At 40.9% G+C, this 15462-nt stretch carries 17 protein-coding genes; 11 read left to right on the forward strand and 6 right to left on the reverse strand.

The window, feature by feature from the left end:
* Positions 1 to 3 precede the first annotated feature (3 nt).
* Genes fliF through AC6H4V_RS02450 form a run of 5 tightly spaced genes read left to right on the forward strand, consistent with a single transcriptional unit; the run spans position 4 to position 6106 of the window.
* A complete protein-coding gene (gene fliF, locus AC6H4V_RS02430) occupies positions 4 to 1698 on the forward strand; it encodes a flagellar basal-body MS-ring/collar protein FliF (RefSeq protein WP_497607328.1) in 1695 nt (564 codons plus the stop codon).
* 15 nt (positions 1699 to 1713) lie between these two features.
* Positions 1714 to 2742, forward strand: a complete 1029-nt coding sequence (gene fliG, locus AC6H4V_RS02435; RefSeq protein WP_428729774.1) for a flagellar motor switch protein FliG — start codon at positions 1714 to 1716, stop codon at positions 2740 to 2742.
* Position 2743: 1 nt separating this feature from the next.
* Positions 2744 to 3538, forward strand: a complete 795-nt coding sequence (gene fliH, locus AC6H4V_RS02440) for a flagellar assembly protein FliH (protein ID WP_497607329.1) — start codon at positions 2744 to 2746, stop codon at positions 3536 to 3538.
* A 9-nt stretch (positions 3539 to 3547) separates the two neighbouring features.
* Complete coding sequence (gene dxs, locus AC6H4V_RS02445) at positions 3548 to 5371, forward strand: 1-deoxy-D-xylulose-5-phosphate synthase (RefSeq protein ID WP_497607330.1); 1824 nt, start codon at positions 3548 to 3550, stop codon at positions 5369 to 5371.
* A 30-nt stretch (positions 5372 to 5401) separates the two neighbouring features.
* The gene (locus tag AC6H4V_RS02450; RefSeq protein WP_497607331.1) at positions 5402 to 6106 is read left to right on the forward strand and encodes a hypothetical protein; all 705 of its coding nucleotides are present in this window, start codon (positions 5402 to 5404) and stop codon (positions 6104 to 6106) included.
* Between the two features lie 3 nt (positions 6107 to 6109).
* Here the strand turns inward: AC6H4V_RS02450 and pgeF are convergent, their stop codons facing one another.
* Positions 6110 to 6829 carry a peptidoglycan editing factor PgeF gene (pgeF, locus tag AC6H4V_RS02455; protein ID WP_497607332.1) on the reverse strand — a complete coding sequence of 240 codons (720 nt, stop codon included), beginning with the start codon at positions 6827 to 6829 and terminating at the stop codon, positions 6110 to 6112.
* 169 nt (positions 6830 to 6998) lie between these two features.
* Here pgeF and ovoA point away from each other — a divergent pair, with 169 nt between their 5' ends.
* The 6 genes from ovoA (at position 6999) to AC6H4V_RS02485 (ending at position 12407) form a co-directional block, all read left to right on the forward strand.
* The gene (gene ovoA / locus AC6H4V_RS02460; RefSeq protein WP_497607333.1) at positions 6999 to 9098 is read left to right on the forward strand and encodes a 5-histidylcysteine sulfoxide synthase; all 2100 of its coding nucleotides are present in this window, start codon (positions 6999 to 7001) and stop codon (positions 9096 to 9098) included.
* Complete coding sequence (locus AC6H4V_RS02465; protein WP_497607334.1) at positions 9083 to 10291, forward strand: PatB family C-S lyase; 1209 nt, start codon at positions 9083 to 9085, stop codon at positions 10289 to 10291. Before ovoA ends, AC6H4V_RS02465 begins: the two co-directional genes overlap by 16 nt.
* Positions 10278 to 10514 (forward strand): hypothetical protein, encoded by a 237-nt coding sequence (locus AC6H4V_RS02470; protein ID WP_497607335.1) that lies wholly within the window; start codon positions 10278 to 10280, stop codon positions 10512 to 10514. The genes AC6H4V_RS02465 and AC6H4V_RS02470 overlap by 14 nt, the downstream gene beginning before the upstream one ends.
* On the forward strand, positions 10504 to 10929 hold the full coding sequence (locus AC6H4V_RS02475) for a pyridoxamine 5'-phosphate oxidase family protein (RefSeq protein ID WP_497607336.1): 426 nt from the start codon (positions 10504 to 10506) through the stop codon (positions 10927 to 10929). Before AC6H4V_RS02470 ends, AC6H4V_RS02475 begins: the two co-directional genes overlap by 11 nt.
* Positions 10930 to 11147: 218 nt before the next feature.
* Complete coding sequence (locus AC6H4V_RS02480) at positions 11148 to 11837, forward strand: dUTP diphosphatase (protein ID WP_497607337.1); 690 nt, start codon at positions 11148 to 11150, stop codon at positions 11835 to 11837.
* The gene (locus tag AC6H4V_RS02485) at positions 11838 to 12407 is read left to right on the forward strand and encodes an ATP-binding cassette domain-containing protein (protein WP_497607900.1); all 570 of its coding nucleotides are present in this window, start codon (positions 11838 to 11840) and stop codon (positions 12405 to 12407) included.
* Here the strand turns inward: AC6H4V_RS02485 and crcB are convergent.
* From crcB to purS, 5 genes are read right to left on the reverse strand one after another with little or no spacing between them, the layout of a single operon-like run.
* Positions 12397 to 12786 carry a fluoride efflux transporter CrcB gene (crcB, locus tag AC6H4V_RS02490; protein WP_497607901.1) on the reverse strand — a complete coding sequence of 130 codons (390 nt, stop codon included), beginning with the start codon at positions 12784 to 12786 and terminating at the stop codon, positions 12397 to 12399. The genes AC6H4V_RS02485 and crcB overlap by 11 nt on opposite strands.
* Positions 12755 to 13453 (reverse strand): lysophospholipid acyltransferase family protein, encoded by a 699-nt coding sequence (locus AC6H4V_RS02495; RefSeq protein ID WP_497607338.1) that lies wholly within the window; start codon positions 13451 to 13453, stop codon positions 12755 to 12757. Before AC6H4V_RS02495 ends, crcB begins: the two co-directional genes overlap by 32 nt.
* On the reverse strand, positions 13431 to 14549 hold the full coding sequence (locus AC6H4V_RS02500) for a hypothetical protein (RefSeq protein WP_497607339.1): 1119 nt from the start codon (positions 14547 to 14549) through the stop codon (positions 13431 to 13433). The genes AC6H4V_RS02495 and AC6H4V_RS02500 overlap by 23 nt, the downstream gene beginning before the upstream one ends.
* Positions 14546 to 15220, reverse strand: coding sequence for a phosphoribosylformylglycinamidine synthase subunit PurQ (purQ, locus tag AC6H4V_RS02505; RefSeq protein WP_497607340.1), 675 nt, complete (start codon positions 15218 to 15220; stop codon positions 14546 to 14548). Before purQ ends, AC6H4V_RS02500 begins: the two co-directional genes overlap by 4 nt.
* Complete coding sequence (gene purS / locus AC6H4V_RS02510) at positions 15217 to 15459, reverse strand: phosphoribosylformylglycinamidine synthase subunit PurS (RefSeq protein WP_497607341.1); 243 nt, start codon at positions 15457 to 15459, stop codon at positions 15217 to 15219. The genes purQ and purS overlap by 4 nt, the downstream gene beginning before the upstream one ends.
* Positions 15460 to 15462 lie beyond the last annotated feature (3 nt).

Raw genomic sequence — 15462 nt, forward strand, 5'->3', positions numbered from 1 at the left:
TTGATGGATTTTAAGGTACTTTTTTCGCAACTCGTTGTTCTCTATGATAAGCTCACAAAGCAACAAAAATTTATCATAGGTTCTGCGGTTGTTGGTATTGTTGCATTTATCCTTTTTTTAGTTGTTTTTACAGCAAAAAATGAAAGTGCAAGCAAATATGAAGTGCTTTTTGACTCTCTTAGCGCAGAAGATGCTGCAAAAGTTGTTGAGCAGTTAGAAAAAGATAAAATTCCTTATGAAATCCATGATAACAATATCATCAAAGTTCCTAAAAATGTGGTCTATAAAGAGCGTATTGCCATTGCATCGCTTGGGATTCCAAAAAACAGCGGCGTTGGGTTTGAGCTTTTTGATAAGCAAGAGTTTGGCGCAACAAGTTTTGACCAAAATGTAAAATATCTCCGCGCGCTTGAAGGGGAACTCTCAAGAACTATCAATGCTCTTGCTCCTATCGAGAGCGCGAGTGTCAGCCTAGCACTCCCAAAAGAGACCCTTTTTGTTGAAAAACAGAGTCCGCCTACGGCTTCTGTTATGGTCAGGCTTGTGGATAGCGCAAAACTGACATCTAAGCAGATTCGGGGAATTAAAAATCTTGTTGCTGCTGCAGTACCAAATCTCACGCCACCCAATGTGATGCTTATCGATAGTGATGGTGAAACGCTCGGTGATGATGATGAGATGGCGCAAATGAGTGAACTCTCCGTAGTGCAGCAAAACTACAAAACAAAAGAGGAAAAAAAGAGACAAAAAAAGATTGTTGAAGTTGTCTCTCCTTTTGTTGGTGGCGAACAAAAAGTCGTTGCACAGGTGAGTGTAGAGTATGATTTTTCTATCCAAAGCTCTACTTCGGAGACGTTTGACCCAGAAAATGTAGTCAGAAGCGAGCAGATTAGTGAAGAAAAAAGAGATGGCTCTGCACCTCAAGAGGTAGGCGGTGTTCCCGGAACTGTAAGCAATATCGGACCGGTAGAGGGACTTGCAAATAACAAGAGTACGGAAAAGTATGAAAAAAACACGGGCACAACGAATTACGAGGTAGGTAAAACCGTCTCTACGACAAAGAGTGAGTTTGCACGTATTAAAAGAATTACGGCTGCAGTTGTAGTTGATGGAAAGTACAAATACAAAACAGATGCGGATGGAAAACCAACAAGCGAGATGGAGTATGAACCGCTCTCCGAGAGTGATTTGGAAGCACTTAACGCTTTGGTAAGTCGCTCTATTGGTATCAGTGAAGCAAGGGGAGATCAGATTAGTGTGCAAAACTTGCAGTTTAAAAGAGCTGATGTTGACCCTTCAAAAGCCAAAGTCAATGAGGTTATCGCATTTTCTCAAACATATCTGGCGCCATTTTCTGAACTCTTTAAGTATCTGTTTGTACTTATTTTACTCTTTGTCCTTTACAAAAAAGCTATTGCTCCATTTGCACAGAGAATGCTTGAGATATCCAAAGACGAGGATGATCTTGGGAAACCGATTTTATCTATCGAGAATGATGAAGATGAAGACTTGGTAGAAAAAGTTCAGTCAATGCGCAAGAAGGTGGAAGAGCAACTGGGCGTTGGAGATGCATATAGCGAAGATGAGCTCAAATATGAAGTGTTGCTTGAGAAAATAAAAGGGATGGCGGATGAGTCTCCAGAGGCAATGGCGCTTGTCCTTCAAGCACTCCTTACAGAAGAGCAGACACAACAGTAGAAAAAGGAGAAGCATATGAATTTAACTCCCACGCAGCAGGCTAAATTTGATGAGATGAGCATGGGGCAAAAAGTTGCTATTTTGCTTATGCAATTAGGTGAAGATGTAACAGCCGCTGTATTTACCAATATGAATGTTGAAGCAATTACTGAGGTTTCAAAGCACATTGCTACAAACAAAAGTGTTGAAAAAGCTGTTGCAACTGCAATCCTAGAGGAGTTCTATGCTATTTTTCAATCTGGTCAGTTTATTACGGCCGGTGGTTTGGAGTATGCACGAGAGCTTCTTTATAGAACTTTAGGACCCGAAGAGGCGAAAAAGATTTTAGAAAAACTCTCAAAGAGCATGCAAGAGACACAAAACTTCTCTTATCTCTCAAAAATCAAACCGCAGCAGCTCTCTGACTTTATCATTAACGAACATCCTCAGACGATTGCACTTATTTTGGCGCATATGGATCCTTCAGAAGCTGCAGATACGCTCCAGTATTTTCCGGATGATTTGCGAAGCGAGGTCTCTATGAGAATGGCAAAACTTGGCGATATCTCGCCGTCTGTTATCAAAAGAGTCTCAGCAGTCCTAGAGTCTAAACTTGAATCTCTTGCTTCGTATAAAGTCGAAGTGGGTGGACCGCGCGCTGTTGCAGATATCTTCAACCGCCTTGGTGCAAAAGCTTCTAAAGAGACGCTTGCGAAGATTGAAGAGAGAGATGAGGAGATGTCTAACCTCATCAAAGAGATGATGTTTACTTTTGAAGATATTGCAAAACTTGACAAAACTGCAATTACTGAGATACTTAAAGCTATTGAGAAGCCAGACTTGATGCTAGCGCTCAAAAGTGCACCTGAGGATCTCAAGCAGAAGTTCTTTGGTGCTATGAGTGAGAGAGCTAAAGAGGCATTTGAGGAAGAGATGCAGTTTATGGGTGCTGTGAAGATGAAAGAAGTTGAGGGCGCACAAAGAAAAATTGTTGAAGTTGTCAACTCTCTAGCAGAAGTAGGAACGATTCAGCTTGGAAGCTCCTCTGAAGAGATGGTAGGATAGTATGGCAAATATTATCAGCAATGAGGGGAGAAGTCAGCATAAAGTTGACAGATACAATTTTAAAGTATTGAACCTTGGAGAAGAGACAGATGATGCATTTGTTGCAACTTCATTTGCTCCAAAAGAAGATTTTACAGAAACAAAACCACCTTTTAAAGAGCGTGAGGTGGACTCAAGCGCGATGAGTCAAAGTTCTAAAGACTCTCTCATTGAGTCACTACTCAACAAAACAGACGAGATGTCATCTAACTTTATCAAGCTCCAGATGAAACTTGAGAGTATGAGTGAAGAGCATAAAGAGGAACTCAAAAAAGTTAAAGAGGAGTCCTTTGCAGCTGGGGCGGAGAGTGGCAAAGAGAGGGCTCTTAAGGAAGAGGAGAAAAAAATATCTGAAGCAATTCTCCAATACAGTGCGTCGATTGGGAAGCTTGATAAGAGTGCAGCCCTCTTTGAAGCAGCGCTAGAGCGTATCAAAGAGGAGCTTGTAGGTGCAGCGCTGGATATCTCTAAAGAGGTCATCAAAGTGGAGCTTAGTGAAAATTCTCATAAAGTTGCCACACTCTTAGCGCAAGAGCTTATCAAAGAGCTTCAAAGTGCTTCAAAAATTGTTCTTAGGGTAAGTCCAAATGATCACGGCGCTATCTCTCAAGCACTTGGTACATTAGCGCATGTGGAGATTGTCTCTGATGGTGCTGTAAGTTTAGGAGGCGTTATAGCCATGAGCGAAGCAGGAAATATAGATGCGCAGATAGCAAAAAGATTTGAACGTGTCAAAAGAGCAGCATTAAGTGAGTAGATAGAATTTATGAACATAAAACAAAACAGAATAAAAGAGTTAGAAAAAATTTGTAAAGAGATACGAGAAGAGATACTAAGAGTTGTAAGTAAAAATGGCGGACATCTTAGCTCTACGCTTGGGGCAACAGAGATTATCGTTGCGATGCATGAGGTTTTTAACTCAAAAAAAGACCCTTTTATCTTTGATGTTTCCCATCAAGCCTACGCGCATAAGCTCTTAACTGGTAGATGGGACGCTTTTGATACACTCAGACAATTTGGTGGTATGTCAGGTTACACAAAACCAAGCGAGAGCGAAGATGACTACTTTGTGGCAGGGCATAGTTCTACTTCGATTTCTTTAGGTGTTGGTGCTGCAAAGGCTATCGCACTCAAAGGAGAGCAGAGCGAGAGGGTGCCTGTTGTGATGATTGGGGATGGCTCCATGACGGCGGGGATGGTGTATGAAGCACTCAATGAGTTGGGTGAGAGAAAATACCCGATGGTTATCATCCTTAACGATAATGAGATGAGCATCGCCAAGCCTATCGGGGCGATAAGCAGAATGCTTAGTTCTGCTATGGCGTCTCCTTTTTATCAGAGTTTTAAAAAACATACTGAAAATTTTGTAGATAACTTTGGAGAGAGCGCACGCTATATCGCAAAAAGGATGGAGGAGTCTATCAAGCTCATTACACCTGGAATCATGTTTGAAGAGATGGGGATCGACTATATCGGTCCTGTTGATGGGCATAATCTCGCCTCTTTGATAGAGATTTTGCAAAAGGCAAAGGAGCTGGGCAAACCTGTTTTAGTTCATGTCCAAACACTTAAGGGTAAGGGCTATGAGATAGCAGAGGGCAAAGAGGAGAAGTGGCACGGGGTTGGACCATTTGATCTTAACAGTGGCGCATCTTCTAAAAAAAGTGAACAAAAGAGCGCAACGCAAATCTATACTGAAGCGCTTTTGCATTTGGCAAAACACAACGACAAAATTGTCGGAGTAACGGCTGCTATGCCAAGCGGAACGGGGCTTAGCGAACTTATGGAGCTTTATCCGACAAGATTTTGGGACGTGGCGATTGCAGAGCAGCATGCGGTCACTTCTATGGCAGCACTTGCCAAAGAGGGTTTTAAGCCGTTTTGTACCATCTACTCCACATTTTTACAGCGGGGTTATGACCAAATCATTCACGATACCTGTCTTATGAACCTTCCTGTTGTTTTTGCGCTTGACCGTGCGGGAATAGTCGGAGAGGACGGAGAGACACATCAAGGTGTTTTTGATATCAGTTTTTTAAGAGCCATCCCAAATATGACGCTTTTTGCTCCACGTGATGAGAAGAGTTTTCATCAGGCGATGGCATTTGCGGCGGGGTATGCTTACCCTTGTTCGTTGCGCTATCCACGAGGGTCATTTACGCATACCGATTTGCCAGAATCGCTCCCTTTTGCACTCGCTAAGTCACAGCTTTTGCGCTCAAATAGTAGCGATATCCTCTTTATCGGGTATGGAAATGGTGTTGGACGAGCGTATGAGACGGCAAAGTGCCTTGATTTTGAGGTTAGTATCTTAGATTTGCGTTTTGTCAAACCGCTTGACAAAGAGATGCTAAGAGAGATGGCACAAAAACATAAAAAGTGGTTTGTTTTTAGCGATAGTTCAAAAATGGGCGGTGTTGGAAGCGCACTTTTGGAGTTTTTATCGGATGAGAAAATTTTTGGTGTAGATGTTACAAGCTTTGAGTATGGCGATGCATTTATAACACATGGAAAAACAAAAGATGTAGAAGAGTCACTCGGACTTTTACCACAGCAACTTGCACTCAAAATGAATGCGAGTTTGTTATAATGAGAATAATTTTATAAAAGTGAGGCGAAAATGAAGAGAGTGATTGGCGCTATGTTATTGTTTTTTATGACATCTGCATATGCATTTGATTTTGATATTGGTGTTTCAGGCAGAGACGATGATGTGGATGGATTTTACTTTTCCATAGGAAATCACTACAACGCTCCAAGAGAGGAGATTTATGTAGTCGAGAGACGTATTCCGCGAGATGAGGTAAATATCGCATACTTTTTGGCAAGAGAATCAAGAAGAGATATAAAGTTTATCACTGATTTGCGTCTCAGGGGAAAGAGTTGGTGGGACATCAGTTTGGGTCTTGGGTTAAATCCTCGTAATCTTTATGTTGTGGAGACGTATAACCATTATGGTCCTCCGTATGGAAGAGCTTACGGGTACACTAGCAATAAACATAGACTAAGTGATAGAGAGATTAAAGAGCTAGTCAATGTCCGTTTTCTCTCACGTTATCACGGTATCAGCCCTGATGAGGTCATCGAGCGCAGACAAAGAGGAAGTCACTATTATCGCGACAGAGATGAACGCCGGGATAGAAGACACGAGATAGAGAGAGAACGAGAAAAAGTGGTAGAAAAAAGGTTTGAAAAAGAGAAAGAGAGAAGAAAAGAGAGAGAAAAATTTCAAGAAAAAATGGATAGACAACACTTTAAAGAAGAGAGAGGTAACGGCAGAGACCGAGGCGGCGATAGAAAAGGGGATGATAGAGGTAGAGAGTAGCCTCTACCCCAACATAATAATCCCTGCAAATCTCCCTGTTTTTTGCTCTGCTCTATAGGAGTAGAGCTTATGAGTATTACAACAGCTGCATTCATCTAAAAACTCTATATTTTTTTCATCAAGTCCACACGCAAGAAGCTGATTTTTTACTATTTTATTGATATCGAGATAAAATCTTGAGCCTTTTTTTGCAACCGCATACTCTAAGCCCAGCTCTTTTGCCTCTTGAAAAATCTCTTCGCCCACCTCATAGCAGCACACACCTATATTTGCACCGACAACCGCAACTATATCTCTTGGATTGCTTTGAAAATTTCTAAATGAATCAATAACATTTTTAACTATGTTTTTAAACGCCCCCGCTCTTCCTGCATGAGCTACAGCAATCACTTTGTGTACAGTGTCGTAAAAGAGTATAGGGGAGCAATCCGCTACCATAACCATAAGAGGAGTTCCTGTTTTGTTGGTTATAAGTGCATCACAAGTCGGCGGTCTGCTAAAATCTTCATCGGCAACAACATAAACCAAATCGGAGTGAATCTGCTTCATATAAACAAGTTTTTCTTTGTCATAACCGAGGTCATTGCTGAGGAGTTCATGATTTTTTTCGACTATTTGAGGGTCATCCCCGACATGAAAAGCCAAATTGCCGCTCTCTTTTGTGCTAAAAGCATGCAAAAGGTTAGGAAAGTGAGATAATTTTTGACTATAATAAAATTTCATAGAAAAATTATATCCAGATTTACCAGAGATTTTAATTTCTACTTAACTCACTAAGGCCCCGCGGGGGTACCCCACAACCGCTTCGCTTGTTGTGACCCTTCCGCTGCAGAATCGTTCGCTAAGTAGAAATTAAAATCTCTGGTAAAATCAAAATTTAAAAGGATTCATTTTGAGTAGATTGAGTTTTTACCCGCCGACACTTGATGGCACAGACATTGAGGCAAAACGTAAAGAGATTAGAGCCTATTTTCATAATACTTTTTCGCTTTTTGAGAAGATTTTTGAGATGTTAAAGGGTGAAGAGGTTTTTTACAAAAAGTCAGAGCCGACACGCCATCCGATGATATTTTATTTTGGACATACCGCTACTTTTTTTATCAATAAACTTGTGCTTATGAAGATTATCTCACAGCGAATCAACCCCGATTTTGAGTCTATTTTTGCCGTGGGTGTGGATGAGATGGAGTGGGACGATATGGAGGGCGCACACTATCAGTGGCCAAGAGTGCAGGAGGTTAGAGAGTATAGAGCAAAGGTAAGAGAGTTGGTCGATAGCCTTATCATGGAGCTTCCTTTGACACTGCCAATCACGCAGGATTCGCCTATGTGGATAGTTTTGATGGGAATCGAGCATGAGCGCATTCACATAGAGACTTCGCTTGTACTGCACCGCCAAATGCCACTGGAGTTCGTGCAAGAGGTGGCAGAGTTTACGCTTTGTCCCCACAGCACCATCGCACCAAAAAATGAGATGGTAGAGATGCAGGGCGGCAGGGTTGTTTTGGGTAAAGAGAGGTCACACCATCTTTATGGCTGGGATAATGAGTACGGCAGATACGAAGAGGATGTAGAGAACTTTTTGGTTGCAAAATATCTTGTAAGCAACGCTGAGTTTATGGAGTTTGTCAAAGATGGAGGGTATGAAAACAGAGCGTTTTGGGATGATGAGGGGCAGAAATTTTTAGCCATCAGCGGTGCAAAACATCCGCCGTTTTGGGTCTATGAAGATGGTACGTACAGATACAGAACGCTTTGCAAAGTTATTGATATGCCACTTGACTGGGCAGTTGATGTAAATGCACTTGAAGCGGAGGCGTTTTGCCGCTACAAAAGCCAAAAAGATGGTGTGACTTACACACTGCCAAGCGAAGCGGAGTATAGAGTTGTTTATGAATATGCGGGTTTGCAGGACATTCCGGAGTTTCATGAGAGCAGAGCAAACTTGAACTTTTACCACTATTTTAGCTCATGCCCCGTCAATGAATTCGGGTTTAACGGCATCTATGATGTCGTGGGAAATGTCTGGCAGTGGAGCAGAACGCCGATTTTTGGTTTTGAGGGCTTTGAGGTTCATGAAGCGTATGATGATTTTTCTACACCTACATTCGACGACAAACATGCGCTTATTTTAGGCTCTTCATGGGCAAGCAGCGGCAACCTTATCATGAAACACTCCCGTTACGCATTTCGCAGACACTTCTACCAAAACGCAGGGTTTCGCTATGTCATCTCCTCAGGCAAAACGCAAGAGCAAAAAGATTTTTACGAAGATGATGCGACAGTTGCGCAGTACTGTGCATTTCAATACGGCGATACTCATTTTGGAGTGAAAAACTTTGCCATAGAGTGCGCAAATATAGCCTCAAAATTTGCCAAAAACCATACAAAAGCCCTTGATTTAGGATGTGCAACAGGAAGAGCGAGTTTTGAACTTGCAAAGAGTTTTGAGAAAGTAGAGGGAGTTGACTTTTCGGCAAGATTTATCGGGGTGGGCGTAAAACTCAAAAATGAGGGCTATGTTGCCTATGCTTCAAAAACAGAGGGCGATTTGGCAGAGAAGAAAAAGGTAACCATAAAGGAGCTTGGCTATGAAGGCGTGAGAGAGAGGGTCTCATTTTGGCAAGGCGACGCATGCAACCTCAAACCAAATTTTACCTCTTACGATTTGGTAATGGCAACAAACCTCATAGACAGACTCTACAACCCAAAGCTATTTTTAGAGAGCATTCATGAGAGACTCAATCATGATGGCGTTTTGATACTAACTTCTCCATATACATGGCAAGAGAGTTCAACCAAAAAAGAGTTTTGGCTTGGCGGATATAAAGATAAGAGCGGCAAAGAGGTAAAAACGATTGATACACTAAAAGAGATTTTGGGCGATGAGTTTGAGCTTATACATCTACAGGATTTAGAGTTTGTCATAAAAGAGACGGCTAGAAAGTTTCAGCATAGCGTAGCAGAGGTAAGCGTGTGGAGAAAAAGGTGAGTTACGACTTCTCAACCTCTGCTAGTCGTGAAAACACAAACGCAGAGAAATATACCATGAGAAAAAAGCTCTTTGGAAGCGATGCCGTTATGCCTCTTTGGGTGGCAGATATGGATATCGACACTCCCGATTTTGTGCTAGAGGCGGTAAAAAAACGCTTAGAGCATCCCGTTATGGGTTATGAGGAGATGCCAAAGAGTGCATTTGAAGCTCAGTGTGAATGGATGAAAAAGATGCACAGTATAGAGTTTGAAGTGGGCGATATGTTTTACTCTCACTCCGTTGTGGCAAGTATGAGCGTTGCCATAGAGGCATTTAGCGAGATAGGCGATAAAATTATCGTCCAAACACCTGTTTATCCGCCGTTTTTTCATAGTATATTAGACCACGGCAGAGAGCTTTTAAAAAATCCCCTTAGACAAAAAGAGGATGGAAGCTACACTTTTGATATAGAAGACCTAAAATCAAAGATAGACGCTAAAACAAAACTTCTGCTTCTTTGCTCCCCTCATAATCCCGTCGGGCGAGTTTGGCTAAGAGAGGAGCTAGAAGAGATTTTAGAGCTATGTTTAGCGTACAATATCGTAGTTTTTAGTGATGAAATTCACTCCGATTTGGTTTATGCTCCAAATATACATATTCCCTTTGCATCGCTAAATGACAAAGCAAGAGATATAACCATAACCGCCATAGGAGTGGGAAAAACATTCAATATGGCTGGATTTGCCATAAGCAGTGTTGCCGTGCAAAATGGAGAGTTAAGAGAGAGGTTTAAAAAAGTGTATGACCTTAGCCATTTTGCCTTTGGCAGCTCTCTTTCTCACGTGGCATTTGAGGCAGCTTATAGGAATGGAGAAGAGTGGCTAGGTGAGCTAAAAAAACATCTCTATAACAACTATGAGATGTTAAGAGGGCTTTGTGATGGATTTGGTAAACTTATAAAACTCACTCCCATAGAGGGAACTTACCTCTGCTGGCTTGATTGCCGTGGTATGGGCTTAAAGGATAGAGAGCTTAGAGAGTTTTTCGTACATGAAGCGGGGCTTGGACTTAGTGCGGGAGTGAGTTTTGGCAGAGAGGGGAGCGGATTTATGAGGTTGAATTTTGCAGTGTCGTCTGCTAAAATGTCGCAAGTTATAGAAAAACTGCATAACGCATTGCAAAATTATAGGAAAAAAAGTGATAGAGATTAACTGGAATGATTTTAAATTTTTTAAGCAGTATAGTGAGAAAAAGGGCGACAATTTTGAAGTCCTGCTTGATTTTTTAAAAAGCCATTATAAGATGACATCACCAAAAGAGATGTTTGAAACAATGCAAAATGACGATACTGCACTGCTTATGCTTGACAAAAGAGAGATGCATAGTGTAGAGGATTTGGAAAAACATCTTTTTAAAGGTTTCAATGCAAAGTAATCTTCAAAAAATAGATACTTTTTTGCAAAAGCATCATGTCTTGACACTTGCCACGACAGATAAAGAGGGGTTGAGTGCTTGCAATCTTTTTTATGTGTTTGATGCCCAAAAAATCTCGTTTGTTGTAGCGAGCAGCGACGATACGACGCATATAAAGCATATCTTGCAAAACAAAAAAGTTGCAGGAACAGTTGTTTTGGAGACAAAAATAGTCGGTAAGATAGAGGGAGTTCAGTTTAGAGGTGAATTTTTCCCTTTAGAGGATGGTGAGTTAAAAAAGCTCTACCTTAAAAAGTTTCCCTATGCGCTTGCTATGAACCCAAAACTTTGGCAGATAAAAGTGGAGTACTTCAAGCTAACGGACAATACTTTGGGTTTTGGCAAAAAGATTATTTGGACGAATGCTTCTCTTTAAAAAGAGTACATTCGCTCCCGCTACTTTGAAACACTACCATTGATGGAATCTGCGGCGACTTAAACCCATACGCCTTGCACCCATGAGGTCGAGTGGCTTCCCATGTAACAAAATAGTATTCACATTTTCTACAGTTAATTCTTTTCATACGGCTCTCAATTTAAGTGCGCTATTTTAGCATATTCGGTACAATAGAGAAAAATTTTAATAGGTAAAAAATGGAAAAAATAGCACTTATGTTGCAACTACAAGCCGACTTGAACGAGGCTACAAACGGCGAAAAATGGACAAGTGGGATTACAAAAAATAATAAAGTTATCAACTGGAAGCGTTGCATATATATGGAATGCGCTGAGATGATAGACAGCTTTTCTTGGAAACACTGGAAAAATATCGATAAAGAGGCAGATTGGGCAAACCTGCAGATAGAAGTTGTCGATGTTTGGCACTTTATCATGAGTTTGGCTATAGAACAAGATGCGCAAAATGCACAAGGCGGCATCGGTGCAATCGCGTCTGCCATTGCTGCTGTTGAGAGTTTTGAGAAGATTCTTGCCAAAAATGGTCTCTTTGCAAATGAAAATGAGATTATGGAAAAAATCGAAGCTATCATGCTAGAGTCGCTCCTAAAAAAAGAGTTTCATTTAGAAAAATTGGTTAATGATTTCTTTGATTTGGTTGTAATGAGCGGACTTGACCTTGAGACACTTTATAAGCTCTATGTAGGCAAAAACATCCTCAACCAGTTCAGACAAGACCATGGATACAAAGACGGCTCTTACATAAAGGTTTGGGGTGGCGAAGAGGATAATGTGGTCATGCAAAGAGTTTTGGAGCAAAACAGCGATATCGCACCGGCAAAACTTTATGAAGAACTTGAAAAGTTTTATCCGGCACAAAAGAACTAAATAGTTATGGTTTTAGAGGTAAAAAATCTCTCCTTTGGGTATAAAAAAGAGTCTCTGCTTTTTGAAAATCTCTCTTTTTTACTCAAAAAAGGGGAGATAAAAGCGATAGTAGGCGAGAGCGGAGCAGGGAAGAGCACTATTTTTGAGCTCATCCTCGGCAACTTAAAACCTTTAAATGGAGAGATTAAACACTCTGGTTGCTCTGAGGTTTTTCAAGACCCATACAGCTCTTTTCATCCAAGCTACACACTTTTAAATCAGATAAGAGATGTAGCAAATCTTGATGATTTAGAGTTTTATCTCACAAGCGTCAAACTTGAGCGTGAGCTGCTATTGAAACTCCCCCATGAACTCTCAGGCGGACAGCTCCAGCGTGCCTCCATCTTGCGTGCTATGCTTATGAAGCCAGAACTTCTACTGCTTGATGAACCAACCTCTGCACTTGACAATGTTATTCAACTTGATGTAATGCAGATGCTTGTGCGCCATTTGGGCGACATAGGGATGCTACTTATCACGCACGATTTGGATTTGGCAAAGTGGTGTGCGGATGAGATTATTATGATTTGAAAAAGAGTTTTACTAAGTAAAAACCGCTTCCTGCCATCAAAACAGAGCCAAAAGCGTTTAGAGAGATGTTCGCAAGAGCTAGAGCAATTTGTCCGCTGTTGAGGAGTAAAAAACTCTCAATTGCAAAGGTAGAGTAGGTGGTGAGTCCGCCCAAGATGCCGGTTGTGAGAAAAGATTTTACATGGAGCGAAAAAAAGGTTGTGTGCATAAAGTAGGCTATAAGTACGCCCATCACAAAACTGCCGCCAAGGTTGACACTGAGTGTTCCAAAAGGGATGTCATGGGGCATTCTGTGAGAGATGATACCATTTAGATAGGCACGAAGCACCGCTCCGATAAAACCGCCGCTACCTATGGCTAGGATGGTTTGCCAACTCATCATTATATACCTTTTGCATTTTAATTCTTAAGTTACTCAACCACTGGCTATCGTTTTTGTCTGCTACAAATGAGTCCAGAAAGATAACTTTGATTTTTCCTGGTTTATAGAGAAATTTTTTGGTATTGTAGTGTTTTGCAGTCTCTATCAAAACGACAGGCTGCACACGAAGAGCATTCGCATCAGCTACCATTTTCGCACCTGATTTAAAAGGCAGCATCACTCCTGAGGTAGAACGTGTCCCCTCCGGAAACATTGCAATTGTTCTGTGCGAGGCGAGAACCTTTTTGGTATCTTTAAGCAGTTTGATAAGGGATGTTTTGCTCTCTCTCTCCACGGCGATATCTTTTGGAAGCTTAAGTGCCAAACCAAAAAAAGGGATATCAAAAAGCTCTTTTTTTGCAACCCATGCGATGTCTCTTTTAGAGAGCGTCTCCATGACAACAATATCCAAATCGCTTTGATGGTTCATCAAAAAGATTTGCGCTTCTGGATCCTCTTTGCCAACTACCTCTGTAGAGAAAAAAGTGCTAAGTCGGATAAGCCAAGCGGCTAGTTTTCTACTGTATGGTTTTGGGAGAATATAAAATGTAACAATCATCAAGCCAAGTGACGCTAGGATAATTATAGTCGCGTAGAGCCAACTAATTTGAGCAAAGATCTTCATTTTTTACCCAGCCTATCTTTTGGTCTTGTAGTTGGACTTTTGTCCATCCTTTGACCTCCGCCTCTTTTTGGAGATGGTACTCTTGTGGAGCTTGTTCAAAAATCGTTCCATTGGACATAGGAAGCAGATAGATAGCCGAGCCTTCTTTGATGCAGACCTCTTTTGATGGAAGAGCGATAGAGAGAATATAAGCAAGCGGAAGCAGTATAAAAACAAGGTAAATATACTTTCTTCTCCATAAAATAATAATAAATGCTATGAATGCAACTACTGCAGAAGCACCCATCTTGATAATCTCATTGGATTGGTCTTTTGGTTTGAGATCACTTTGTGTTGTAACACTATCATCATTGACAATAATTGGGATATTACTAAAAAGAAATTTATTTTTTACAAGATTAAAATAGGAGAAAGAGAGCGTTTGGATTTTTTTATCAATAATTGCATAATAGGTAATTTTTGCATCTGTAAAGGAGTTTGTGATAGACTCTATGCCTTGCTTATAAACGCCGTTAAGCTTAAGCACTGAAATGTCACAATTTTGTGCAGTTGCAACAAAAACGACAATATTGTGTGTTGCATCGTAGCTTGTTGTTTTGTACTCTACTATCTCAAAAGAGTTTGCAATGATATTGGAGAAATCATTTTTTGGGTTGAGCGAGATAACGTTTAATGCCTCTCCACTTAGTTGGGTGCTTTGGTAGCTTTTCTTATGTGTATGAATCAGTGTAGCTTCAAAATCTGGTATTTTAGCATTTTGTGAGGTTGCTATAAAATAAAAAGTATCGTAGTAGTATTTTGCATCTTTTACTCTTGTGGGAGTATCGCTGAGCATCTTAAGCCCTTGCATATTTGAGAGCTTGTATTGGATATCTTTGAAATCTTTAATAACACAAAGTGTTTTGATGGTAATGGGAAAAACTTCCCCTTTGAGCACCCTTTGAGGGATGTTTTCAAAGTTGAGATAGAGAACTTTAGATACCTCTTCGATGGGCTCTTCATAAGGCACATCAGCATCAGTTGCATCTCCTAAAGCATTAGGATTTGCGAATGCTAAGATAGAGAAAAAAAGCCATATAAAGAGGAGTTTAATCACGCTTGTAAAAATCCTTGAAGCATCTTTACGCCGTCATTGCTTCCAAGTAGTCTCTCCATTGCTCGCTCTGGGTGCGGCATAAGTCCAAAAACATTTTTCTCTTTATTGCAAACGCCCGCAATGGCATCAACGCTTCCATTTGGATTTTTCTCTTCGCCCTGTGCACCGCAATACTTCAGAAGAACTTGGTTATTTGCATAGAGCTCTTTTAACCCCTCTGCATCGATGTAGTAGTTTCCGTCATGGTGCGCGATAGGAACATTGAGTATGTCACCGTTATTTAACTCTTTTAGAAAAACGTTGTCGTTACTTACTACTTGAAGGTGGTGGTGCTTGGAGAGAAAATGCAGACTCTCATTTCTCTTAAGTGCGCCAGGGAGAAGTCCAGCTTCTGTAAGGACTTGAAAACCATTACAGATACCTAAAACTTTTCCACCATCGTTTGCATACTTTGTCACTGCTTGCATAACAGGACTAAACTTTGCAATAGCACCGCTTCTTAGGTAGTCGCCATAGCTAAAACCGCCTGCAACAACAAGTAAATCCGTGTCAGCTGGTACAGTCTCGGACTTATGCCATAAAATCTCTGTTTTTGCACCTAGCGATTTAAAAGCATGCTCTGTATCGTACTCGCAGTTCGTGCCCGGAAACTGTAAAATTGTTACTTTCATTTGACAAGCTCTATTTTGTAGTCTTCAATAACTGTATTTGCAAGAAGCTCTTCACACATTTTTGTAACATCTTCCATCGCTTTTTGCTCATTGTTCTCATCAAGATTAAATATAATCTGCTTTCCGACACGAACATTGCTAACATTGTTAAAGTGTAAAGACTCAAGTGCATGATGCACCGCTTTTCCTTGAGAGTCCAAAACGCCCGCTTTTAAAAATACATTTACAACTGCTTTCATATT

The sequence above is a fragment of the Sulfurimonas lacustris genome (assembly GCF_059705355.1).

Excerpts from the sequence above, each read along its gene's own strand:
- fliF (WP_497607328.1), top strand. The coding sequence starts at position 4 with ATGGATTTTAAGGTACTTTTTTCGCAACTCGTTGTTCTCTATGATAAG.
- fliG (WP_428729774.1), top strand. The coding sequence starts at position 1,714 with ATGAATTTAACTCCCACGCAGCAGGCTAAATTTGATGAGATGAGCATG.
- fliH (WP_497607329.1), top strand. The coding sequence starts at position 2,744 with ATGGCAAATATTATCAGCAATGAGGGGAGAAGTCAGCATAAAGTTGAC.
- dxs (WP_497607330.1), top strand. The coding sequence starts at position 3,548 with ATGAACATAAAACAAAACAGAATAAAAGAGTTAGAAAAAATTTGTAAA.
- AC6H4V_RS02450 (WP_497607331.1), top strand. The coding sequence starts at position 5,402 with ATGAAGAGAGTGATTGGCGCTATGTTATTGTTTTTTATGACATCTGCA.
- pgeF (WP_497607332.1), bottom strand. The coding sequence starts at position 6,829 with ATGAAATTTTATTATAGTCAAAAATTATCTCACTTTCCTAACCTTTTG.
- AC6H4V_RS02475 (WP_497607336.1), top strand. The coding sequence starts at position 10,504 with ATGCAAAGTAATCTTCAAAAAATAGATACTTTTTTGCAAAAGCATCAT.
- AC6H4V_RS02480 (WP_497607337.1), top strand. The coding sequence starts at position 11,148 with ATGGAAAAAATAGCACTTATGTTGCAACTACAAGCCGACTTGAACGAG.
- crcB (WP_497607901.1), bottom strand. The coding sequence starts at position 12,786 with ATGAGTTGGCAAACCATCCTAGCCATAGGTAGCGGCGGTTTTATCGGA.
- AC6H4V_RS02495 (WP_497607338.1), bottom strand. The coding sequence starts at position 13,453 with ATGAAGATCTTTGCTCAAATTAGTTGGCTCTACGCGACTATAATTATC.
- purQ (WP_497607340.1), bottom strand. The coding sequence starts at position 15,220 with ATGAAAGTAACAATTTTACAGTTTCCGGGCACGAACTGCGAGTACGAT.
- purS (WP_497607341.1), bottom strand. The coding sequence starts at position 15,459 with ATGAAAGCAGTTGTAAATGTATTTTTAAAAGCGGGCGTTTTGGACTCT.